The organism is Fluviicoccus keumensis (assembly GCF_004217445.1).
Lineage (GTDB): Bacteria > Pseudomonadota > Gammaproteobacteria > Pseudomonadales > Moraxellaceae > Fluviicoccus > Fluviicoccus keumensis.
Window position 1 is genome coordinate 750,292 of sequence record NZ_SHKX01000010.1, and the last position, 22,167, is coordinate 772,458.

At 64.6% G+C, this 22,167-nt stretch carries 22 protein-coding genes, 1 pseudogene and 1 riboswitch; of the genes and pseudogenes, 11 read left to right on the forward strand and 12 right to left on the reverse strand.

Annotated features, from left to right (window positions below):
- Positions 1-4: 4 nt before the first annotated feature.
- Positions 5-235 carry a TIGR02450 family Trp-rich protein gene (locus tag EV700_RS04470; RefSeq protein ID WP_130411135.1) on the reverse strand — a complete coding sequence of 77 codons (231 nt, stop codon included), beginning with the start codon at positions 233-235 and terminating at the stop codon, positions 5-7.
- A gap of 195 nt (positions 236-430) precedes the next feature.
- Between EV700_RS04470 and EV700_RS04475 the strand changes: the two genes are divergently transcribed.
- The gene (locus EV700_RS04475; RefSeq protein WP_130411136.1) at positions 431-1,288 is read left to right on the forward strand and encodes an ankyrin repeat domain-containing protein; all 858 of its coding nucleotides are present in this window, start codon (positions 431-433) and stop codon (positions 1,286-1,288) included.
- Between the two features lie 25 nt (positions 1,289-1,313).
- Here the strand turns inward: EV700_RS04475 and EV700_RS04480 are convergent, their stop codons facing one another.
- The gene (locus tag EV700_RS04480; RefSeq protein WP_130411137.1) at positions 1,314-1,733 is read right to left on the reverse strand and encodes an MAPEG family protein; all 420 of its coding nucleotides are present in this window, start codon (positions 1,731-1,733) and stop codon (positions 1,314-1,316) included.
- A 27-nt stretch (positions 1,734-1,760) separates the two neighbouring features.
- Positions 1,761-2,345 carry a glutathione S-transferase family protein gene (locus tag EV700_RS04485; protein WP_165391330.1) on the reverse strand — a complete coding sequence of 195 codons (585 nt, stop codon included), beginning with the start codon at positions 2,343-2,345 and terminating at the stop codon, positions 1,761-1,763.
- 91 nt (positions 2,346-2,436) lie between these two features.
- Between EV700_RS04485 and EV700_RS04490 the strand changes: the two genes are divergently transcribed.
- On the forward strand, positions 2,437-3,399 hold the full coding sequence (locus tag EV700_RS04490) for a GlxA family transcriptional regulator (protein ID WP_130411139.1): 963 nt from the start codon (positions 2,437-2,439) through the stop codon (positions 3,397-3,399).
- 54 nt (positions 3,400-3,453) lie between these two features.
- Here the strand turns inward: EV700_RS04490 and EV700_RS04495 are convergent, their stop codons facing one another.
- The 4 genes and pseudogenes from EV700_RS04495 to EV700_RS04510 form a co-directional block, all read right to left on the reverse strand.
- The gene (locus tag EV700_RS04495; protein ID WP_130411140.1) at positions 3,454-4,536 is read right to left on the reverse strand and encodes a putative urea ABC transporter substrate-binding protein; all 1,083 of its coding nucleotides are present in this window, start codon (positions 4,534-4,536) and stop codon (positions 3,454-3,456) included.
- Between the two features lie 61 nt (positions 4,537-4,597).
- Positions 4,598-4,710: riboswitch (guanidine-I (ykkC/yxkD leader) on the reverse strand.
- Positions 4,711-4,922: 212 nt separating this feature from the next.
- The gene (locus EV700_RS04500; RefSeq protein ID WP_130411141.1) at positions 4,923-6,407 is read right to left on the reverse strand and encodes a sensor domain-containing diguanylate cyclase; all 1,485 of its coding nucleotides are present in this window, start codon (positions 6,405-6,407) and stop codon (positions 4,923-4,925) included.
- 44 nt (positions 6,408-6,451) lie between these two features.
- Positions 6,452-7,207: pseudogene (locus EV700_RS04505) on the reverse strand (class II glutamine amidotransferase); the annotation flags it as partial.
- A 21-nt stretch (positions 7,208-7,228) separates the two neighbouring features.
- Positions 7,229-7,510, reverse strand: coding sequence for a YkgJ family cysteine cluster protein (locus tag EV700_RS04510; RefSeq protein ID WP_165391283.1), 282 nt, complete (start codon positions 7,508-7,510; stop codon positions 7,229-7,231).
- Positions 7,511-7,673: 163 nt separating this feature from the next.
- Between EV700_RS04510 and EV700_RS04515 the strand changes: the two genes are divergently transcribed.
- Complete coding sequence (locus EV700_RS04515; RefSeq protein ID WP_130411144.1) at positions 7,674-9,809, forward strand: acetyl-CoA hydrolase/transferase C-terminal domain-containing protein; 2,136 nt, start codon at positions 7,674-7,676, stop codon at positions 9,807-9,809.
- Between the two features lie 58 nt (positions 9,810-9,867).
- Here EV700_RS04515 and EV700_RS04520 read toward each other — a convergent pair whose 3' ends face one another.
- Positions 9,868-10,857, reverse strand: a complete 990-nt coding sequence (locus tag EV700_RS04520; RefSeq protein WP_130411145.1) for a hypothetical protein — start codon at positions 10,855-10,857, stop codon at positions 9,868-9,870.
- Positions 10,858-10,978: 121 nt separating this feature from the next.
- The gene (locus EV700_RS04525) at positions 10,979-11,470 is read right to left on the reverse strand and encodes a thioesterase family protein (RefSeq protein WP_130411146.1); all 492 of its coding nucleotides are present in this window, start codon (positions 11,468-11,470) and stop codon (positions 10,979-10,981) included.
- Positions 11,471-11,644: 174 nt separating this feature from the next.
- On the opposite strand from EV700_RS04525, the gene EV700_RS04530 reads away from it, so the two are divergent.
- Positions 11,645-12,220 carry a DUF1415 domain-containing protein gene (locus tag EV700_RS04530; RefSeq protein ID WP_130411147.1) on the forward strand — a complete coding sequence of 192 codons (576 nt, stop codon included), beginning with the start codon at positions 11,645-11,647 and terminating at the stop codon, positions 12,218-12,220.
- An 89-nt stretch (positions 12,221-12,309) separates the two neighbouring features.
- On the opposite strand, the gene elbB is transcribed toward EV700_RS04530, so the two are convergent.
- Together elbB and EV700_RS04540 are read right to left on the reverse strand one after the other, a co-directional pair.
- Positions 12,310-12,966 (reverse strand): isoprenoid biosynthesis glyoxalase ElbB, encoded by a 657-nt coding sequence (elbB, locus tag EV700_RS04535; RefSeq protein ID WP_130411148.1) that lies wholly within the window; start codon positions 12,964-12,966, stop codon positions 12,310-12,312.
- A 48-nt stretch (positions 12,967-13,014) separates the two neighbouring features.
- Entirely contained in the window at positions 13,015-14,187 is a 1,173-nt protein-coding gene (locus EV700_RS04540; RefSeq protein WP_130411149.1) for a helix-turn-helix transcriptional regulator, read from the reverse strand.
- Between the two features lie 131 nt (positions 14,188-14,318).
- On the opposite strand from EV700_RS04540, the gene EV700_RS04545 reads away from it, so the two are divergent.
- From EV700_RS04545 to EV700_RS04575, 7 genes are all read left to right on the forward strand, one after another.
- Positions 14,319-15,644, forward strand: coding sequence for a coiled-coil domain-containing protein (locus EV700_RS04545; RefSeq protein ID WP_130411150.1), 1,326 nt, complete (start codon positions 14,319-14,321; stop codon positions 15,642-15,644).
- Between the two features lie 22 nt (positions 15,645-15,666).
- Positions 15,667-16,101, forward strand: coding sequence for a hypothetical protein (locus EV700_RS04550; protein ID WP_130411151.1), 435 nt, complete (start codon positions 15,667-15,669; stop codon positions 16,099-16,101).
- 101 nt (positions 16,102-16,202) lie between these two features.
- Complete coding sequence (gene hemB / locus EV700_RS04555; RefSeq protein WP_130411152.1) at positions 16,203-17,216, forward strand: porphobilinogen synthase; 1,014 nt, start codon at positions 16,203-16,205, stop codon at positions 17,214-17,216.
- A gap of 37 nt (positions 17,217-17,253) precedes the next feature.
- Complete coding sequence (locus tag EV700_RS04560) at positions 17,254-18,405, forward strand: iron-containing alcohol dehydrogenase (protein ID WP_130411153.1); 1,152 nt, start codon at positions 17,254-17,256, stop codon at positions 18,403-18,405.
- Positions 18,405-18,845 (forward strand): acyl-CoA thioesterase, encoded by a 441-nt coding sequence (locus EV700_RS04565; RefSeq protein ID WP_130411154.1) that lies wholly within the window; start codon positions 18,405-18,407, stop codon positions 18,843-18,845. Before EV700_RS04560 ends, EV700_RS04565 begins: the two co-directional genes overlap by 1 nt.
- Before the next feature lie 66 nt (positions 18,846-18,911).
- Positions 18,912-19,460 carry a GrpB family protein gene (locus EV700_RS04570; protein ID WP_130411155.1) on the forward strand — a complete coding sequence of 183 codons (549 nt, stop codon included), beginning with the start codon at positions 18,912-18,914 and terminating at the stop codon, positions 19,458-19,460.
- A 59-nt stretch (positions 19,461-19,519) separates the two neighbouring features.
- Positions 19,520-20,947, forward strand: a complete 1,428-nt coding sequence (locus EV700_RS04575) for an aldehyde dehydrogenase family protein (protein ID WP_130411156.1) — start codon at positions 19,520-19,522, stop codon at positions 20,945-20,947.
- Between the two features lie 256 nt (positions 20,948-21,203).
- On the opposite strand, the gene EV700_RS04580 is transcribed toward EV700_RS04575, so the two are convergent.
- On the reverse strand, positions 21,204-22,154 hold the full coding sequence (locus tag EV700_RS04580; protein WP_130411157.1) for a homoserine kinase: 951 nt from the start codon (positions 22,152-22,154) through the stop codon (positions 21,204-21,206).
- Positions 22,155-22,167: the final 13 nt, after the last annotated feature.

Sequence of the window (22,167 nt, forward strand, 5' to 3'; positions counted from 1 at the left end):
TCTCTCAATGCCAGCCTTGCCGCCACACGGCGGTATCGGTCAGGGCTTTCCAGGGCAGTATAAAACGTCGGTGGCTGTACACCGCCTCCATTTCCACGTCGGTGATCGGTTGCGCCGGGTCATCGGGCAGCAGCACGCGGGTCACCAGAAAGTGCAATTCCTTGCGCTGCGGCTGCACCGCCGTCCACTTGCTGAGATGCAGTTTGCGCGGGTTGAGGCGGACGGGGGAAGGCATGACGGGACCGTTCAGAATGGGCTTCATTGGCCAGTGTAATCACCACGCCGGAGTCCGTCGCGGGACAAGACCGGGACAAAGGGGCATCGCCCGGCGTTGCAACGGACATGGAATTCCCTATTTCCATATACTTGCCAAGGTTATTCCAACCCTGCATGATCGGGTCTCACCCACCTTCCTTCCCGAGACCGCCTCATGCGAAACCCGGCCCAAACCCTCGCCCTCGTCCTGATGCTCGGTCTCGCGGGCTGTGCCACCACCGGCAGCAGCAAGGACACCCCCGACGACCGCCTTTCCGACGCCATCTGGAGCAACAAACCCGGCGTGGTTGAAAAATGCCTCAAAAAGGGCAATCCCAATGGGAGGGCGCGACCGGGGGGCAGCATGCTCGCCTGGGCCTTCAAAATGAAAAACAAGGAAGCCGTGCAGGTGCTGCTCGACCACGGCGCCAACGTCAACACCGATATTGAAGGGTTTCAGCAAGTGGTGGCCAGCGGCAATGTCAGCCACGTCAAGCTGCTGGTCAGCCGGGGCGCCGATGTGAAGGCCCGTGGTGGTTATTACAACCAGTCCGTCATCCACTTCGCGCGCAGCAAGGAAATGATGGAATACCTGCTGTCACAAGGCGCGGACATCCGCGATCCGGACAAGAACGGCCAACCGCCGGGATTCTTCTGGTCCCACGAAAATCCCGAATTGTGGCGGGCTTTTGTGGCACATGGCGCGGACCCGGTTCCGCGGAACAGCCAGGGACAAAGCTATGCGGAGTTCATGCAGGCCAACGATGAGGCCCAGTATCAACGCACCTTGCAGCATAACGAAGAGATCCGGCGGGACAACGCCTGGATTGAACAAGCCAATGAAAACATGCGCCGTCAGGCCGCTTCGGCTGCAGAAGCGCAGCAGCGCGAACAGCAAAAGTCTGCTCCGGCGCAAGAATCCTGCGGCTGGGCCTGCCAGAACGCCCGGGGCGCCCAGACGGAGCTGGAGCGCATGCGGCATGACAACGCCTACAAGGAATGCATCGCGGCGGGCGGCTTGAACTGCCAGTAAGCAGAGCAGGATACCTGCACACTGCTCAGGCCGTCGCCAGCACGGCCGCCAGGCAACTCCACAGCGCGAACAGCACCAGATTGCCCGCCATCCATACCGGAAAGCGCCGCATCACCCGGTTGCTGCCCAACTGCACAGCGCTGTGCGCCACCCGCAGCAGCACATACCCCCAGGCCAGAAACAGCACCGGCAGGCCGCCGGCCCCGATCTGCGTCGCCGCCAGGCACGCGACGTAGAACAATACCGGTAACTGCAGCAGGTTGTTGAAGTTGTCCATCGCCGCCGTGTCCTGCAACAGGGCGGCCACGTCCTTGGCGCGGGCCAGCGACTGCGGCGGAATGCGTTGACGGCGGATTTCCGCCACACGGCGGCGGACCGCCACCACCCCGATGATGGCGGTCCACGCTATCAGGGCCATCATCGGCATCAACAGGGGAGCTTGCATGGTCGTTCTCCGGGAAAAATAGGCCAATCAGGGCTGGAACGCTGACGCGGCGGCCCAGGGCAAGGCTGCCAGCCGCGCCGCCCGGGCCGACAGCAACGGCAATTCCAGGTCGGGGAAATGCCCGTAGGTCCGCAAGTGGTCCCAACAGGCCAGCAGATGGAAATCCAGATAATCCGGCTCCCCGGCAAACAGGTCCGACCGTGTCTCCAGCCAGAGCAGCCCGTGGCGGATCACCCGTCGTTTCTTCTCCCAGCGCCGGCTATCCATGGACAGGCCGCTGCGCGCCGCCAACAGTAACTCGACTTCGGCGGCCATCACCCCGTTCAGCACCATGCGGGCGTTCAGCCGGTCCGGGTCAGCCGTCAGCACGCGGAAACGGTCGCCGGGATCGAAACGTTGCACCAGCCAGGCGGCGATCCGGTCGGAGTCAAGGACGGTCTGCTGCCCGTCCACCAGCACGGGCACGGTCAGCAAGGGATTGCCGCCGAAACGCTCCGGCTCCGTGCGCGCAGTGCTCACCGCGTCCACCAGCTCCACATCGGTTTCCAGCGCCGCCAGCAGCAGGCGCACCTTGCGCGCGAAGTGGGAACCGGTGGTGTAGTAAAGCTTCATGGCGGTGCTCCTGCAGGAATGCTGGTATTTCAGCAGACGGCGGCGTAGCCTCCCAGTGTCCGATATGACATCTTCAGGGCTTTTTCCGACAATGACGACATTCACGATTCTGGTGCTGGACGGCGCGTTCGCCAGCGGCGTGGCGGCGGCGGTGGACATACTGACCACGGCAGAAACCATCGCCGGGCAGCTGGGCGTCAGCGTCCCGACCTGGCGGCTGTGCTCGGTCACGGGCGGCGCGGTGGGCTTGCAGAACGGCTTCCGCATCGACACCGGGCCCTTGCCCGAACCCGGTGCGGTGGACCGCTCGCTGTGGATCATCCCCGGACTGGCGACCGATACGCCGTCGCGGGTGGACAAGCGTCTGCTGCAGCCGGACGCGCAGGCGGCCGTGGCGCGCATTACCGCGCATATGGCGGCGGGCGGCGAGGTGGCGGCAGTCTGTTCGGCGGTGTTCCTGCTGGCGGCGGCCGGGGTGCTGCCCTCACGGCGGGTGACCACGACCTGGTGGCTGGCGGCGCATCTGCAACAGCATGCGCCGCAAGCCCGCATCGACAGCGACCGCATGGTCTGCGCCGACGGCCCGGTTACTACCGGCGGGGCCGCCTTCGCACAGGTGGACCTGATGATCCATGTGCTGCGCGAACGCGGCGGCGCGGCCCTGGCGGAGCGGGTATCGCGAGTGTTGCTGATCGACGGGCGCGAAGCGCAGGCGGACTACATCATTCCGGAAATGCTGGCGGGCGGCGATGCGCTGGCGACTCGGCTGGTGGCGCGGGTGGAAAGCGCCCTGCCCGACTGTCCCTCGGTGGCGGCGCTGGCGGCGGAATTCGCCATGTCGGAACGGACGCTGGGACGGCACATTCACGCGGCGACCGGGCGCAGCACGCTGGCGCTGATCCAGAGCGTGCGCCTGCGGCGGGCGCGGGCGCTGCTGGAATCCACCCGGCTGAATGTGGAGCAGGTGGCGGAAGCGGTGGGGTATCAGGATGCCACGGCCTTGCGGCGGCTGATGAAGAAGGGGTACCGGGAGAGCCCCGGCGCGCTGCGCTGACGGAGACAAGGGCGCACACCGTGCGCCCCCAAAGATCATGAAGCACCGGACCGTTTACAATTTGCCCTCCACCGCCATCTTCAGGATCGACGTGTCATAACGCAGCTTCACGTTCTTCGCATTCCCCAGCACCTTGCCGTCGGCGAACTGGATGCCGATCACATCGACATTGGGCGCGCCCTGCCCCAGCAGCCCGTGGGCGAAGGAGAATTTCCGCACGCTGTCGGTAATCGTCACCATCTGCGGACTGGCGGTGAAGGACAGCGTCTCGGCCGGGGTGTAGAACAGCTTGGTGGTCTTCAGCTGCGCCTCGTAGCCGGGCAGGTCGGTGCCGGACAGCTTGGCCATCTCGGCGCGCGCGGCCTTGCCCTTGGCGTCCTGCGCCGCCATCACCTTCAGCGTTTCGAACCACGCGCCGGTCAGCGCCTTGGCCAGTTCCGGGCTCTTCTTCAGCACATCGGTGCGAATGGCGGCAATATCCTGGATTTCACCGGGAATCTTCGAGGAGTCGAACACCAGCGTGGTGCCCGGCTGCTTGCGGATGTCGGCCAGCTGCGGGTTCCAGGCGGCGGCGGCGGTGACGCCCGGCGTCTTCCAGGCGGCGACGATGTCGGCGTCGGAGGTATTCACCACCTTCACGTCCTTCTCGGCCAGGCCGACGCTAGCCAGCGCCCGCGCCAGGAAGTAATGCGACACCGAGTATTCCACCAGGTTGATCTTCTGGCCCTTGATGTCCTTCAGCGCCGTCTTGCCCTTCAGGATCAGGCCGTCGTTGCCGTTGGAATAATCACCGACGATCAGCGCCGTGGTGTCGACGCCGCCGGCGGCGGGAATGGTCAGCGCGTCCATGTTGGTCATCAGGCAGGCGTCGAATTTCCCGGCGGTGAACTGGTTGATCGACTCGATGTAGTCCATCTGCTTGAGGTTGATGACGATGTTGTACTTATCGGCCCACTTCTTCAGGATGCCGCTGGACTGGGCGTAGGGCCACGGCATCCAGCCGGCGTAGATGCTCCAGGCCATGTTGTAGGTTTTCTTTTCGGCGGCCAGCGCCTGGCCGGTCAGGCCGGTGCTGAGGGCGGCGGCGGCCAGGCCGCCAAGGACGAAACGGCTGAAGGTGCGACGGTTCACTGACATGGGGTGGTTCCTCTCTGGGTCGGGCGTTGGCGTTCGGCCAGCGCATGGCAATCACCGAAGAATCTCCCGGGCTTTTATCCCTCCGTGCACCGTCCGGTGAATCCGGCCGGTCGGGCGGCTCTCGGACCAGTCGCGCCGGGTCGCCCCGCCGCCGGAACCCTAGCCGCCCCGTTTCGGCAATACATGTCTTTGACGTGCGGCCAGGGAACAGCCGGGCACGGTTTCAGATAGACCATCCCTACCTAGCAGGGTTCGTGCCAAGTCGGGAATTCACGGCAGGAAAAGGAATTCGGGAACAGTCGCGGAGTTTTGACGGTCGGAATGCGCCATATGGGGGCGAGTCCTCCCGTTCTGGTGCGAACGGGGGAAACGGAGCCGTAGGGGCGTTAGACCGCGATATTGACGCGGTTGCGGCCGGTATCCTTGGCGACATACAGCGCCTTGTCGGCGCGGTCGATCATCGATTGCAGGCTGTCGCCCTTGCGCCAGGTGGCCACGCCCATGCTCATGGTGATGCGCTCGCGACGGCCGCCCAGCATGAAGGCATGACCCAGCAGGCGGCGGCGCAGCGCTTCGGCCACCCGCTCCGCCTCGGCGGCGTCGCAATGCCGCAACAACAGCAGGAATTCCTCGCCGCCCCAGCGGCAGAGCAGGTCGGCGTCGCGCTCGGCGGCTTGCAGCAACGCGCCCACTTCACGCAGCAGATGATCTCCGGCCAGATGGCCGAACCGGTCGTTGATCTGCTTGAAATAATCCAGGTCAGCCAACACCACGGCGAAGGGCTCGCCCGCCTGCACGCTGTCCGCCATGACGCGTTCGCTGATCAGTTCGAAGGCTTGGCGGTTCATTAGCCCGGTCAGGTGATCCACGGTCGCCATCACTTCCAGACGCTTGCGGAAGCGGCGCACGGTCAGGTCGGTCAGGACAATGGTCAGCAGCACGATGACCACGCAGATCGCCAGGTTGAGATACAGCGCCTGCCGCACTTTCGCCACCGCCTCGCCTTCCTGCCCTTCCACAAACAGGAACAGCCGCACCTCCGGCATGTAACGCACATTGAGGAAGGTGATGCCGTCGGCGGTGCGGTACTGGAAGGTGCCGTTGCGCGCCTGCAACACCTTGGCGGCGATATCCCGCAAGCCCGGCACCTGCTGGATGCTGCGCTGGGACGCCGGATGGCTGCCGGTCAGGCGGATGCGGCCCTGGGCGTCCACCAGGAAGATGTTCTTCTGGTAACGACCGCCGTATTCCCCCAGCAAACGATGCAGGCGGTCCATGCTGAGGCCGACGCCGGTGGCGCCCAGGTATTTGCCGGTGCGGTCCAGCACGCGGAAATTCATGAAAATGGCCAGCGAATTGTTGTTGGCGGCGTCGTAATCGATGTTGATCTCGTAGCTTTCCGGCATCTGCTGCACCCGGAAATACCACTTGTCGACTGGCACGCTGGCAGAGATCTTCTTGAGGATGCCGTCCGGGTAGTAGTAGTTGCGCGTGGCTTCCGAGACGAAGAAGCTGGTGAAAACCTGGTATTTCAGCTTGGTTTCCCGCAGATAGCGGCTGACAATGTCGGGATCTTTTTCCCCGGACGCCACCCAGTCGTGCAGGAAGGTGTTGGTGGCCATCATCGAGGAAATGAAATACGGGCGGATCAGGTCTTTCTGCAGTTCGGCGTAAATGGCGTTCGAGGTCAGCGGCAGTTCCTTTTCCACCAGCGCCACCTGGATGGTGCTGCGCGAGGCCTGATAACTGATCAGCGAGACGGCGGCAAAGGAAATGCTGAGCAGCAAGCTCAGGATGACGGTCAGGCGGCGTCTTTGCAGCAGCGTATCCATCGGGGCGGCACCGGTCGGCTCTCGGAAAGCGCGCATCATAACCTTTCCGCCCCCGCCGCGTCCGCTCAGACCGTCACCGGTTGCGGCAGGCCGTCGCGAAAGCAGAGCAATTCGCCCGGCTGCATCGCCCGCCAGGCTTCATTGGCGGTCAGCGGCTCGGTGACGATCACCGCCACCCGGTCGTCCGGCGAGGTCAGGGCGCTGAAATCGACGCTGAGATCCTCATCCTTCAGCTGCGCCACCGCGAACGGCGCCTGCCGCACCAGGTAATGCAGCTTGGTGGCGCAATGCGCGAACAGCCATTCGCCGTTGGACAGCATCATGTTGAACACCCCGTAGGCGGCGATGCCGCGCACGATTTCCGCCAGCGCCCGGCTCAGTTCCGGCAGGGGCGGCGCTTCGGCAAACTGTTGCCGCAACTGTTCCAGGATCAGGCAGAAGGCGTGCTCGCTGTCGGTGTTGCCCACCGGCCGGTAATGCTCGCCGCTCACCGGCGGCAGCCCCTTCAGGTCGCCGTTGTGGGCGAAGATCCAGTACTGCCCCCACAGTTCGCGCTGGAAGGGATGGGTGTTGGCCAGGCTGGTCACGCCCTGCGTCGCCTTGCGGATATGGGCGATGATGTTGGTCGACTTGATCGGGTAGTTCTGCACCAGCTCGGCGATGGGCGAGGTGGCCGACGGCAAATAGTCCAGGAACAGGCGGCAGCCCTGCCCCTCGAAAAAGGCGATGCCCCAGCCGTCGCTGTGGTGGTCGGTGCGGCCGCCGCGACAGGCGAAGCCCTTGAAGGAAAAACAGATGTCGGTCGGCACATTGCCGTTCATGCCGAGCAGCTGGCACATGGTCCAATCCTCAAAAAACGCTCAGGAGGTCAGGCGTTCCAGTTCGTCCAGGTAAGCCATCGCCTGCGCGCGGCTGTCGCCGCACATGCCCGCCGTCGGGCGCAGGCTGGCGCAGACCGCCGGGCGTTCCGGTCGGCCGAAAATACGGCAGGAACCTTCCCCGTCCAGCTGCGCGCAGGGCACGCCCGCCGGTTTTCCGTACGGCATGCCGGGAATGGCCGAGCTGATCGACGGCGCGATGCAGCAGGCCGAACAATGCGGGCGGCAGGGAATTTCGGGTTCACGGCATTCGATACGTTGCACCGGCGCAAAAACCTGACAGGTGAAAGGGTTTTTCCCCGCAGGGAATCTTTGTGGCCGGGCCGCGATGGCTTATGCTCACTCTACCAAGTGAGAGTATTCGCTCTACCGGAATATTGCCAGAATACCAAGAAACCCGAATCCGAAAAGTCCCAGGGAGCGCTTCATGAGCACCAACCGCTATTCGTCCATTACCCAGGCGGTCAGCCACATCCTCAATGAAATTGACGGCGACATCACGCTGGGCGTGCCCCTCGGGCTGGGCAAGCCCAATCCCCTTGTCAACGAGCTGTACCGCCGCCTGAAGGCCGACGGCAAGCGCCGCCTCAACATCTACACCGCGCTGTCGCTGAACAAGCCGACCGCGCACAGCGACCTGGAGGCGCGCTTCCTCAATCCCTTCGTGGAGCGCGTCTTCGGCGACTACCCCGACCTGGACTACCTGAACGACCTGCGCGACGGCACGCTGCCGCCGAACATCACCGTCAACGAATTCTTTCTGAAGTCGGGCGACTGGCTGGCCAACACCGTGGCGCAGCAGAACTACATCAACAGCAACTACACCCACATCGCCCGCGACATGGCGCACAACGGCGTCAACGTGGTGGCGCAGGCCGTGGCCATGCGCGAGGATGAAGCCGGGCTGCGCATCAGCCTCGCCTGCAACTCCGATGTGACCATGGACATGATCGACCTGTTGCAGCCGCGCCGCGACGCCGGGGAAAAGATCTTCACCGTCGGGCTGGTCAACCACAACCTGCCGTACATGGTCAACGACGCCGAAATCTCGCCCGACCTGTTCGACATCATCATCGACGACCCGGCGGGTACGCACACGCTGTTCTCCACCCCGAACATGAAGGTCACCCAGACCGACTACGCCATCGGCCTGCACACCAGCACGCTGGTGCAGGACGGCGGCACGCTGCAGATCGGCATCGGCTCGCTGGGCGACGCCATCGCCCACTCGCTGATCATGCGCCAGCACGACAACAGCAACTACACCACGCTGATCCGCCGCCTGAACCAGGGCGTGCCGCTGAAGCCCGACCAGGAAACCACGCCCTTCGTGAAGGGCCTCTACGGCTGCAGCGAGATGTTCGTCAACGGCTTCCTGAAGCTGATGCAGGCCGGGATCATCCGCAAGCCGGTCTACGGCCACGCCGGGCTGCAAACGCTGCTGAACAAGGGCCTGCTTACCGACAAGGTGACACCGCATACGCTGCGCATCCTGCGTGAGCACGGCCTGATCGCCAGCCCGCTGGACGGCGACGACATCAGCTTCCTGGTGCGCTTCGGCATCTTCCACGAGGACTGCACCTTCGAGGACGGCCAGCTGCACGCCGGGGAAACGGTGATCGGCAATGATCTGGACGACAGCGACGTGCTGCAGGGCATCATCGCCCACTGCCTGGGACAGCAGCTGACCGGCGGCGTCATCATGCACGGCGGCTTCTTCCTCGGCCCGCGCGATTTCTACGACACCCTGCGCGGCATGAGCGAGCCGGAGCGCGAGCGCATCTGCATGAGCTCGATCACCTTCATCAACCACCTGTACGGCGACCGCTACGGCGATGAAAAGCTGAAGCGCGCCCAACGCGCCAAGGCCCGCTTCATCAACACCTGCATGATGACGACGCTGGCCGGGGCGCATGTCTCCGACGGCCTGGAAAACGGCAAGGTGGTCAGCGGCGTCGGCGGCCAGTACAACTTCGTGGCGCAGGCGCACGAGCTGCCGGACGGACGGTCGGTGCTGATGATGCGCAGCCACCGCATGGTGGACGGCGAAGTGAAGTCGAACATCGTCACCCACTACGGCCACATCACCATTCCCCGCCACCTGCGCGACATCCTGGTGACGGAATACGGCATTGCCGACCTGCGCGCCAAGAACGACAGCGACATCATCAAGGCCTTGCTGAACGTGACCGACTCGCGCTGCCAGGACGAACTGCGCGAATGGGCGGTGGCGCAGGGCAAGCTGTCGGCGGACTACATCATTCCCAAGATCTACCGCGACAACACCCCGGAATCGCTGGCGGCGCGGCTGGAACCCTTCCAGGCCAGCCTGCCCGCCTTCCCCTTCGGCACCGACTTCACCAAGGACGAACTGGCCATCGTCAAGGCGCTGATGGCGCTGAAGGCCAGCACCGAGAATCCGCTGAACCTGGTGAAATCGGTGATCAATTCGGTGTTCAAGGACCACGAAGTGCCGCAGCGCTATCTGGAGCGGATGGGTCTGGAGGAAACGCACAGCCTGAAGGAACGGGTGATGCGGCGGTTGTTCATGGGCAATTTCTAGCCCGGCGGGATCCATGAAACGGGGCGGCCTTGGCCGCCCCGGGATTGTTATGGACCGCTTACTGCGCCTTCTCGAAGGTGAATCCTTCCAGATAGGTGACTGCATCATCACCAGTACATGGCGTCAGATCCAGGCCGGCGTCAAAACGCTGGCGCTCGCTGAGCAGGCCGTTGACAATGACATCACGGCTGGCGTCTGTCGGCATCCCCATCAGATCGTAATGACACTTCACCACGTCGTTGGTTCCATAGCTGAAATCCGTATGTTCCAGCCGCAGATCACTGGCCGCATTCCGGGACAGCCAAGCCGAAAACGGACCGGAGTAACTGTACATACTGATCCGTGTAGGGCGATTCTGGGGATTCAGCTCGTAGTGCCTATAGTAGCCGGGGCGCACAAGATCACGAATGGCTCCGTTGCTAAAGGCGTAATTGTCATGCAGGGTCGTGGTTGCGGTATACCCGGTCACGGACGGCGCAGTCACCGTAACCTCTGAATCCGCCGCTGTCCCCGGCATTTTCCAGTTTATGGTGGCCAGCACAGCATCATCCGCCGTCTTCCATACTCCATCGGCACCAGGGCCGTTGTAAAGCTTCATGGTCAAGGCGCTCTGGTTATTGTAGTTGGAGGCGCAACTACGTGACACGTCCTCCTGAGTGATGCCGCCCAGAGCAACGCCAAACCCGGTGAACAACGAGTTCAGGCCATCATAGATTTCCGACTCCAGATCATACGCCCCGACGTCCATCTTGCCCGAATAGGCGCAACTGACGTAATAACTGATGACGTCATCATTGTCACCCCACGCCCCGTTGGCGCCCTTGCCCTTGAAATAGATAACCGTTTCAGGTTCATTGCCGGAGTTGTAGCTGAAGCTCTGACGAGAAGTCTGCGTCGGCGTTGTGCCGCTGTATGTGTAGCCACGTATTTCCAGCAGGCGGTATTTTGTGGGGCTGACGGTTACCTTGCCGTTGCCGCCGCAACCGGCCAGAACCGCCATTACGCCCGTTAGCAGGACACGACCTGCTACAGAAATGGAATACTTCACCCTGTCTCTCCCTGTGCCATCTGAAAAAGCGATTATGCGGGCCCAGAATAACACCCGGAAGAGCCCGACCCGCATTGAGCCCTGCCGATTGCAGTATTTATACACAAGGCCGGGTCACGACTTAGTACATATAGGTCGCCGTGCCCACCGCGATCAGCTCCTTGTCCTCGTTCTCCAGCTCCATGCGCGTCACGCACACCTTCTTGCCTACGCGCAGCACCGTCGACGACACCGTGAACATCTGACCGCGCCCCGGCTTCAGGTAATCCACGCGCATGTCCAGCGTCGCCAGCTTCAGGATGCGCATCATCCGCTCCTCGCGGGAAATGCCCTTCAGCGCCGCATAGACCGCCGACATCGCCATCGCGCCGCCGATGGTGTCCAGCGCCGTGGCGATGACGCCGCCGTGCAGGATCTGGTGCGTCATGTTGCCGATCAGCTGCGGCTTCATCGCAAACTGCGCACTGACCCGTTCCAGGCTGATGTCGGTGATCTGCAGGCCGATCACTTGGTTGAAGGGAATCATGTTGAAGCCCATCTGCATCCGTTCTTTCAGCACGCGCGCCTTGGCCTCGGCTTCGCTTTCGTGGGGGGCGTGGGAGTGTTCGCTCATGACGGCTTCCGTTATCGGGTATCGGGATAAAAATCTGATCGACCGTCAGTTGTACCCGATCGACCGCTTGCTTGCCAGTGGCCGGAATGTCGGGCGGTCGGCGGCAACCGGCCAAGCATCGGGACCGCCGCTGACGATGGTAGAATCGACCCCATCCCCTGCCCGGACACCGCCATGACGCCCGCCTGCCCCGACACCGTGATCGCCGAAACCCGCGCCTGGGTGCGCCGCGCCGTCATCGGCCTGAACCTGTGCCCTTTCGCCCGCGCCGTCGACGTCAAGGACCGCATGCGCTACATCGTCAGCGACAGCACCGACCCGGCGCTGATCCTGGAACAGATGCTGGCGGAATTCGCCCTGCTGGCCGAAACCCCGGCCGACGAGATTGAAACCACGCTGCTGATCCTGACCGGGACGTTCACGGACTTCCTCGATTTCAACGACTTTCTGGAACAGGCGGAACGCCGCCTGCGCCGCGCCGGGCTGGAGGGCGAATTCCAGATCGCCAGCTTCCATCCGGCGTATCAGTTCGCTGGAACAGAGCCGGACGACATCGGCAATGCCACCAACCGCTCGCCGTGGCCGACGCTGCACCTGTTGCGGGAAAGCAGCATCGACCGCGCCGTGGCATCGATGGAGAATCCGGACAGCATTTATGAAGAGAACATCGGGACGATGCAGCGGCTGGGCGCGGAGGGCTGGGCGGCGCTGCGGGCACAGTGCCGGAAGGATGCCGAAGACGGCGCGTAAACCCGTAAGGTGGGTCGAGACCCACCGCCGGCTTGGGATCGGAGGGCTGCCGGTGGGTCTTGACCCACCCTACGACTACGGCAGGGGTATCACGCCAGATCCAGCACCGCCGCCACCAGCTTTTTGATCCCCGCCCGCGCCTCGCGAATCCGCGCCGGATACATGTAGGCGGGCGTGGTGACGATCTTGTGCTCGCGGTCGACCACGCACTCGTCCACCGCGCAGTCCACATGCTTGCCGCCCATGACGTTGATCGCCGCCGCCGTGCCCGCATCGTTGCCGATGGTGTACTGCGTACCGACGCCGCCAATGGCCGGGGCCATCGCCGGAGCGATACAGACCAGCCCCACCGGCTTGCCCGCCGCGTTCATGCCCTTGGCGAAAGACAGCACGTCTGGCTGCACCGTCATGTCGCTGCCCTTCACCGCGAAATTGCACAGGTTCTTCGCCGCGCCGAAACCGCCGGGAATGATCAGCGCGTCAAAATCGGCCACCCGCGCCTCGGTTACCGGCTTGATGTAGCCGCGCGCCAGCCGCGCCGCTTCCACCAGCACGTTGCGGCTCTCCGGCATCTCCTCGCCGGTCAAGTGGTTCACCACATGCATCTGCGGCATGTCGGGTGCGAAACACTGGACGACGGCATCGGCCTCGTCCAGCGCCAGCAGGGTCAGGGTGGCTTCGTAGATTTCGCCCCCGTCCTTGAAACCGCATCCGGACAGGATCACGGCGACTTTTTTCGGATTCATGGTCGTTTCCTTCGTGAGTGATGGCCGCCCCCTCGGGGCAGGCAGGCTTCAGGCAATATGCTCGAAATTGACGCTCAGGCCCATCAGCAAGCGCATCAGTTCCGCCTGGGAATGGCAATCCGTCTTTTCATAAATGCTTTTCAGGTAGCTGCGCAAGGTGCTCAGCGTAATGCCCGCTTCTTCCGCCACCGCCTCCAGCACCGGCGTGTTCAGGAAGCGCTGGCACAGTTCGACCTCGCGCGCGGTCAGCCTGTAGGACGCCTCCAGCAGGCGGGCGGACAACTGGTGCCCGGCGTCGGGATTGCTGAGGAAGATCACGGCGGCGATCTGGTCGCGCGCCAGGTCGCGGTATTCGCCGCAGGCCGACAGCGGCGCGATGGTCAGCATCAGCGGCGAGGCGCTGAGCGGGGACGTCAGCCCGATCACCCCGCCGGGCACGCCCCGGCCCTCGCGCTGCCCGGTTTGCAGCGCGCCCCGGATCAGGGTCTGCAATTGCTGGTTTTCGGCGAAGTCGGCGGCGCGCAGGCCCTCCTGGCGGGTGACGCTGAGGGCGGGATGCTCGCGCAGCAGCCGCGCCGAGGCGTCGTTGCCATAGGCGACCGCGCCGGACGCGTTCAGCAGCAGCACCCCGGCGCTCATCCGGTCGAGAATGCGGTACAGCGAGGCGTTGTCCGATTCGACCAGACGCAGCTGGCGATGGATTTGCAGCGCCCGGCGCATGTGCGGCGTCATCCGGCCCAGCATCGCCACATTGTCCGGGGTGAAGGGACGGTCCAGGCCGTTGCTGAGCCCGAAACCGGCAAAGCGGAATTCGGCCAGTTCCAGCGCCACGATCAGCTGGCGATAGGTGCCGTGACGGTTCAGATAGTCGGTAACATAGCGTCCGCCCGACGCGGCGTAGCCTTCCGGGCCGCCGAAGAAGTCATCGGAAGACGACGGCACGCCGACGCCGATCCGCCGCATCCAGCCGCCGGTGTGTTCGAATTCCAGCACATCGAAGCCGCCCTCCCGGTATTCGCGCCCGGCTTCCTCGCTATGACCGCTGAAAAACAGCAGGTTGGCCGCCGGGTTCAGCAGGTCGGTGGACAGGAAGGCGTTCTTCTCGCCGCCGCAGAGATCGCTGATGCCCTGCAGCACCACCGGCCAGCGCTCCGGCGCCAGCGTGGCGTCATAGATATCGCCGATCAGCCGGTTTTCCAGCACTTGCTGTTCTTTGTTCATCCGCATCCCCTGTCTCAACCCACGGCCACAAAAACGACGCCGTCACTACCCCCGAATGAGGGTACACGACAGCATATCTGTCGCGTTAATGTCAAACGATAACCATTTCCATGGAACCCGGATACTGACACATGCTGAACGCTCGCTCTGTCACTTTGCTGGGCAGCCTGGGGCTGCTGATCGCCTCCTTACCGGCTGCCGCCCTGACGCCGGGGCCCACGGATCCCTCGCAGTGCCCGACCTACTGGCAAATCTCGAATGAACACGCCGAGACGTATAGCCGGACCTACCAGGCGGTATTCGACCAGAGCAAAGCCAACTACCAGCAATGCTACCAATACGGATCGATGACCCGGGAGCGCTTCGCCTGTGACGGCCGGGCCCATCAGTGGCATGAAGCCAACCGCGCCAAGGCCGAAGCCGAATATGAGCGCGTCAAAGCCGCCTACGAACAGCGCCGGGAACAATGCCTGGGCATCGCCAACCGGAACAAGGCCGACCTGGAAGCGCAGAAGAAACTGGCCGAAACGCAACGCCGCCTGAATGAACAGGCGGAGCGCCAGCAGGAGCAGCTTCGTACCGAGGCCTTCAATGCCGAGATGCGCCGGGGACAGGCCGAACGCGACGCCTACAACCGCGCCGCCGAGGAGCGCAACCGGCAAGTGCAGCAACAGTATCAGGCGCAACAACAGGCCCAGCAGCAGGCCGCCGTCGCGCGGCAGGCCGAGGCGCAGCGGCAGGCGCAAATCCGGGCGGAACAGGCCGCGCGGCAGGCTCAGGCGGAAGCCGAGCAGCAGCAGGCCCTCCATGAAATGCGCATGAGCCTGCTGGAGCAGACCAGCAAGGACTCCCAAGCCCGGCTGGAATCGGCCCGGCAAGACCATGAGGCGGTCGCCGCCGCCAACGCCGATGAAGAAACCCTGCTGGCCCAGATGATGGCGAAAATGGAAGCCGCACCGCGCGCCGTCCGCGAGATCAAGACGGACATCGCCAACTCGCCGCTGGGCCAGGCGGTGGGCACGCTGAACGACCTGGGCAAAAGTTCCGGCGGCGACATCGCCCGCGCCGCGACCGGCGGGCGCGGGGAAGCCGATGAGACCGGCCGCCTTGAATACCGGCGGGCCGCCGATGAACCGGCCGGCAGCAGCGCCGCGCCATCCGCCTCAGGCAGTGTAGCGCTACCCGGCGGGGACGAATCCGGATCCGCGGACGGGACTTGCCGCATCACCCCCGAGTCCTTCGCCCTGCCGCCCGCCAACGCCTCGATCACCGCCCAGACCGAAAACCTGATGTACCGGCTGGACCGGATGCTGGCGCAGCTGGACAGCGAATGCGCCGGTTCCCCCGACTACGCCAAGGCGCGCCGGGAACTGATCGATGCCCGCGACAAGGCCGAGGAAGCCTGCAACGCCGTGCAATCCGGCGGCCGACGCTGTACGCCCGCCCGACACTTTTGAGAACACCCCCTGGAGAATGCTCATGAAAAACGCCCTGCCCCTGTCTGCCCTGATGGTGCTCTCGGTGTCGCTGGCCGGTTGCGCCACGGCCCCGATGCAGCCGTCGGCCGCCATGTCACCCCTCACCGCCTATCCCGCGCTGGACTGCCAGGGGGTACGCAACGAGCTGGCCTCGGTCCGGGCCTGGGAAACCTACTATGCCGATAAAAAGACCTATCACGACAAGAGCGCCGGGACCAACTCCACCCTCAGCGCCTTCAGCGCAGTGCTCGGCGGCATGGCCGCTTCGGTGGGGGATACCGCCTCGTTGAACGAAGCCACCAAGATGGCGACGGATAATGCCCGGGATCAGGCGACTGACGAAACCAGCGCCGCCACCGCCAAGTTGCAGCAGGAAGGCATCAGCCGCCGCCGCGCCGCCCTGGAGCGGATGCTGACCCTGAAAAACTGCGGCTGAACCGACCGGGCGGGACCGGTGACGCCCAGCGCCGAATCCCGCCCCATCCCCCCGCGTTCTGGAGTATTCTTCCGGCAAAGAATTTGTCGCGAGAGCCTCCCATGTCCCGTTTCACCTTCAACCGCGCCGCCTTCCCCCACACCCGCCTGCGCCGCCTGCGCTCGCAGGAATTCCTGCGCAATATGGTCCAGGAGACCCTGCTGACCCCCGCCGACCTGATCTACCCGATGTTCGTGCTGGAAGGCGAGAACCGCCGCGAGACCATCGCCTCGATGCCCGGCATCGAACGGCTGTCGATCGACCTGCTGGTGAAGGAAGCGGAAGTGCTGGCGAAGCTGGGCATTCCCGCCGTAGCGCTGTTCCCGGTGACGCCGCAGGAAGCGAAAAGCCTGCTGGCCGAGGAAGCGTGGAACCCGGACGGGCTGGCGCAACGCGCCGTGCGCGCGCTGAAGGCCGCCGTGCCGGAACTCGGCGTCATCACCGACGTGGCGCTGGATCCCTTCACCACCCATGGCCAGGACGGCATCATCGACGTCGACGGCTACGTGCTGAACGACATCACCAGCGAGGCGCTGGTGAAGCAGGCGCTGTCACATGCCGAAGCCGGAGCCGACATCGTCGCTCCCTCCGACATGATGGACGGCCGCATCGCCGCCATCCGCCGCGCGCTGGAAGAGAATGACCATCCCAATGTCTGCATCCTCTCCTACGCCGCCAAGTACGCCTCCAGCTACTACGGCCCCTTCCGCGACGCCGTGGGTTCGGCGGGCAACCTCAAGGGCGGCAACAAGAAGACCTACCAGATGAACCCCGCCAACCGCCAGGAGGCGCTGCACGAAGTCGGGCTGGATCTGGCCGAGGGCGCGGATCTGGTGATGGTGAAGCCGGGCATGCCCTATCTGGACATCGTGCGCGAGGTGAAGGATACCTATTCGGTGCCGACGCTGGTCTATCAGGTCAGCGGCGAATACGCCATGCACATGGCCGCCATCCAGAACGGCTGGCTGGCCCGCGATGCGGTGATCCTGGAGTCGCTGCTGTGCATCAAGCGCGCCGGGGCGGATGCCATTCTGACGTACTTTGCGAAAGAAGCAGCCATGTTGCTGCAGAAGTGAGTTGGTAAAATCGGGAACAACAACAAGGAGCCCGCCCATGACCCCCTTCACCTTCACCACCGTCAAGACCGTGATCAGCGAAAGCGGCTCCAGCGCCCGGCTGGGCGAGATCGCGGCGGGTCTGGGCATTACCCGCGCGCTGATTGTCACCGACCCCGGCATCGTCCAGTGCGGCCTGCTGGAACCGGCGCTGGCCAGTCTGGCCAAGGCCGGCATCCCGGTGACAATCTACAGCGACGTGGTGGCCGACCCGCCCGAAGCCAAGGTGCTGGACTCGCTGCAAATGGCGCGTGATGCGGGCATTGACGGCGTGATCGGCTTGGGCGGCGGCAGCTCCATGGACGTGGCGAAGGTGATCGCGCTGCTGACGAAGTCGGCGCAGACGCTGCCCGAGGTCTACGGCGTCGGCAACGCCAAGGGAACGCGCCTGCCGCTGATCCAGGTGCCGACCACCGCGGGCACCGGCTCGGAAGTGACGCCGATCGCCATCATCACCACCGGCGAGACCACCAAGACCGGCATCGTTTCCCCCCTGCTCTACGCCGATGTGGCGCTGCTGGATGCCGACCTGACGCTGGGCCTGCCGCCCGCCGTCACCGCCGCCACCGGCATCGACGCCATGGTGCACGCCATCGAGGCCTACACCAGCAAGATCCGCAAGAACCCCTATTCCGACGTGCTGGCGCGCGAGGCGCTGCGCCTGCTGGCCGCCAACCTGGTCACCGTCGTCGAAGACGGCCGCAACCGCGAGGCGCGGCAAGCGGTGCTGTTCGGGGCGATGCTGGCCGGACAGGCCTTCGCCAACGCGCCGGTGGCCGCCGTGCATGCCCTGGCCTACCCGCTGGGCGGGCATTACCACATCTCGCACGGCCTCAGTAACTCGCTGGTGCTCCCCGCCGTGCTGCGCTTCAACCTGCCCGCCGCCGCGCCACTGTACGCCGAACTGATGACCGTGCTGGAACCGGAGGCTGAAGGAACGGAAGAGGAACTGGCCGTGGCCTTTGTCGCCGCGATGACCGAACAGATCGCCGCCGTCAAACTGCCCGTCCGCCTGCGCGACCTGAACGTGCCGGAAGCCGACCTGCCGATGCTGGCCCGCGACGCCCTGTTGCAACAGCGGCTGCTGGTGAATAATCCCCGCGAAGTCAGCGAAGCCGACGCGCTGGCCATTTACCGCGAGGTGTACTGATGTCCCGTCCCGTTCCTTCCCGCCGCGACGCCTACCGCTGGTTCTGCCCCATCACCACGCGCTGGCACGACAACGACATCTACGGCCACGTCAACAACGTTACCTACTACAGCTACTTCGACACCGTGGCCAACACCTACCTGATCGAACGCGGCGGGCTGGACATCCACACCGGCGACACCGTGGGTTTCGTGGTCAATTCCGGCTGCAACTACTTCGCCCCCATCGCCTTCCCCGACAAGCTGGACGGCGGGCTGCGGGTGAACAAGCTGGGCAAGTCCTCGGTGGAATACGGCATCGCCATTTTCAAGGCGGGCGAGGACACGGCAGTGGCGGAAGGCCACTTCGTGCATGTGTTCGTGAACAAGGCAAACAACAGCCCCGTCGCAATTCCGGAAAACATCCGCCAGGCGCTGTCTGTCCTAGTGGCATCGGCCTGAGTTTCGCCTAGAATGACGGGTAGAAGAACAACATAGGGCCCCGACCGGGCCCACGGAAGATTGGCCATGACGTCCACCGCCACCGATGACAGCATCAGGAACGCGATCCGCGAAGGGGTGTGCATGCACCCCTACGACCCGGCCTGGCCCGAGCATTTCGCCCGCGAACGCGTTCGTCTGGAAAGCCTGTTCCCCGGTCATTTCCGCGCCATCGAACATATCGGCAGCACCGCCATTCCCGGCCTGCAGGCCAAGCCGGTTATCGATCTGCTGGCGGGCGTGGACTCGATGGCGGCCGTGGAGGCGCTGGTGGACCCGCTGCGGCTGGGCGGTGATTATGTGTATGTGCCCGAGCAGAACCTGATGCTGCCCGACCGGCGCTGGCTGTTGCGGCAGAAGGACGGCCACCGCACCCACCACCTGCATCTGGTGGCCTATGAAGGCGAGGAATGGTTCCGGCTGCTGCGCTTCCGCGACGCCCTGCTGCGCGACCCGGACCTGGCCGCGCGCTATGCCCGCCTGAAGACCGATCTGGTCGGCCGCTCCGGCGGCGACCGCGATACCTATACCCGTTCCAAGTCCGACTTCGTGAAAGCGGTGCTGGGCGAATCCTGAACCCCGACCCCCTGTCCCGGCGACGCCGCCTGCGCCGTCCCCCTGCCCGCGAGACCCCCATGCTGAAAGCCGCCTACCCCTATTTCCTGGCCAACGAAGCCGTCTACGCCAACACCGACCTGGCCGTCACCGACAAGTACACCGGCGAGATCGCCACCCGCGTGGCGCTGGCCGACAGCCATGCCATCGACGCCGCCATCAGCGCCGCCGTCAAGGCGCAGCACGCCATGGCGCGCATGCCCGCCTACGAACGCCAGCAGGTGCTGGACCACTGCGTGCGCCGCTTCCGCGAGCGCGCCGACGAGCTGGCGGAAAGCCTGTGCATCGAGGCGGGCAAGCCGATCAAGGACGCGCGCGGCGAAGTCACCCGCCTGATCGACACCTTCCGCATCGCCAGCGAGGAAGCCACCCGCATCACCGGCGAAACATTGCCGCTGGACATTTCCGCCCGCGCCAAGGGCTATCGCGGCATGACCCAGCGCGTACCGGTCGGGGTCTGCTCGTTCATCAGCCCGTTCAACTTCCCGCTGAACCTGGCGGCGCACAAGGTGGCCCCGGCCATCGCCGCCGGTTGCCCCTTCATCCTGAAACCCGCCAGCCTGACGCCGATCGGCGCGCTGGTGATCGGCGAAGTGCTGGCCGAAACCAGCCTGCCGAAGGGAGCGTTCTCCATTTTGCCGTGCAGCCGCGACGGCGCCGAGCTGTTCACCACGGACGACCGCCTGAAGCTGCTGAGCTTCACCGGCTCGCCGGAAGTGGGCTGGGCGCTGAAGGCCAAGGCGGGCAAGAAGAAGGTGGTGCTGGAACTGGGCGGCAACGCCGCCTGCATCGTCGACAAGGACGCGGACCTCGGCGACGCCGTCAGCCGCATCATCTTCGGCGCGTTCTACCAGTCCGGGCAAAGCTGCATCAGCGTGCAGCGCATCCTGGCGCACCGCGACATCTACGACGAGCTGAAAACCCGGCTGGCGCTGGCGACCCAACAGCTGGTGATGGGCAACCCGCACGAGGAGCTGACCTTCATCGGCCCGATGATCTCGGCGAAGGAAGCGGAGCGGCTGCAAGGCTGGATCCGCGAAGCGGTGGATGCCGGGGCGACGGTGCTGTGTGGCGGCGGCCGTCAGGGCGCAATGCTGGAGGCAACGCTGCTGGAGAACGTGCCGCAGGGCTGCGCGCTGGTGCAGGAAGAGGCCTTCGGGCCGGTGGCGGTGCTCAGCCCCTTCGAGGACTTCGAGGACGCGCTGCTGGAGGTCAACGCCAGCAAGTTCGGGCTGCAGGCGGGCATCTTCACCCGCGATATCTTCAAGGCGATGAAGGCCTGGGACACGCTGGAAGTGGGCGGGGTGGTGATTGGCGATGTGCCGTCCTGGCGGGTGGATCACATGCCGTATGGCGGGGTGAAGGACAGCGGGTTGGGGCGGGAAGGTGTGCGGTATGCGATTGAGGATATGACCGAGCAGCGGTTGCTGGTGATTCGGGAGACCTGAGGCTTTACGCCCTCCTGTGGAACAGGGGGGCTGCCCGCAGGGCTGGGGGGTTCTCTGACACACACGGCCTGTGATATGGCCTCTTTCATCCGCCTGCCGCGGGCCCTTCTTTTTGTCTTGGCAAAAAGAAGGCAAAAACCGTGTCCTTCGCCAAAACTCGCTGACCGGGGTGCCGCTGCAACACCGCCCTGCTTCCATCCCTGCGTTGTCCGTTCTGTTGGCTCAAACAGTTGGCTGCGGACGGCCTGTGGCTTCGTTATTCCCCCATCATGCGGGCGGCGACCATCCTTTTCATTTCATTCGGGTCTTTTTGCGTGACGGCTTCGCCGCTGCGGCCTTCGGCGGCGTTGCGGGCGGCGACGCTGAGGCGCGACAGCCAGAAGCGGGTGGCGGCCATGCCGAGGAAGGCGGGCAGGGCTTCCTGTTCGTCGGCGGTGAGCGGGCGGAGGTTGTTGTAGGCGCGCAGGAAGGCGTGGTACAGGTCCTGGTCGAGCTTGACCGAGGGCCAGGCGCTGCAGAAGTCGTTGATGGTGATGGCGATGTCGAGCAGCCAGTAGTCTTCGCCGGCTTCCGAGAAGTCGAGGATGGCGCGCAGTTCGTCGCCTTCGAACAGGGTGTTGTCGCGGAACAGGTCGCCGTGGATCAGGCCCATCGGCAGGTCTTCATAGTCCTCCACCGTTTCCTCGAAGTCTTCGAGGATGGTTTCCAGCAGCAGCTGGTCGGTCTTGTTCATCGCCTTGCGGGCCTTGTTGGCCTCGGCTTCCCACCACTCCTGGCCGTGGGCGTTGTCGCGGTGCAGCGGGTATTCCTCCAGCGCCAGATGCAGCTTGGCCAGCGCCTCGCCGATGGCGGCGCAATGCGCGGTGCTGACCGGCGACGGATGCCCGCCGAGGATGCGCGGCGCCAGTTGCACCGGCTTGTCGCGCAGGGTCAGCAGCGAGCGGCCGTCCTTCGCCGTCAGCGGCCCGGCCACCGGCACGCCCTGGCGGTGCAGGTGCTGCAACAGCGGCGGCAGGAAGGCGGCCTCGGCGGCGTTCAGTTCCTCGAACAGCGTCAGCACGAACTCGCGGCCGTCGTCGCCGCGCACGAAGTAATTGGTGTTCTCGATACCGCTGGCGATGGGCTCGCAGCCGGTCACGGCCAGACCGTAATGATCGGCGGCAAAGGCGCGGATTTCGTCGAGGCTGAGTTCGGTGTAGACGGACATGGACAGTTCTTTC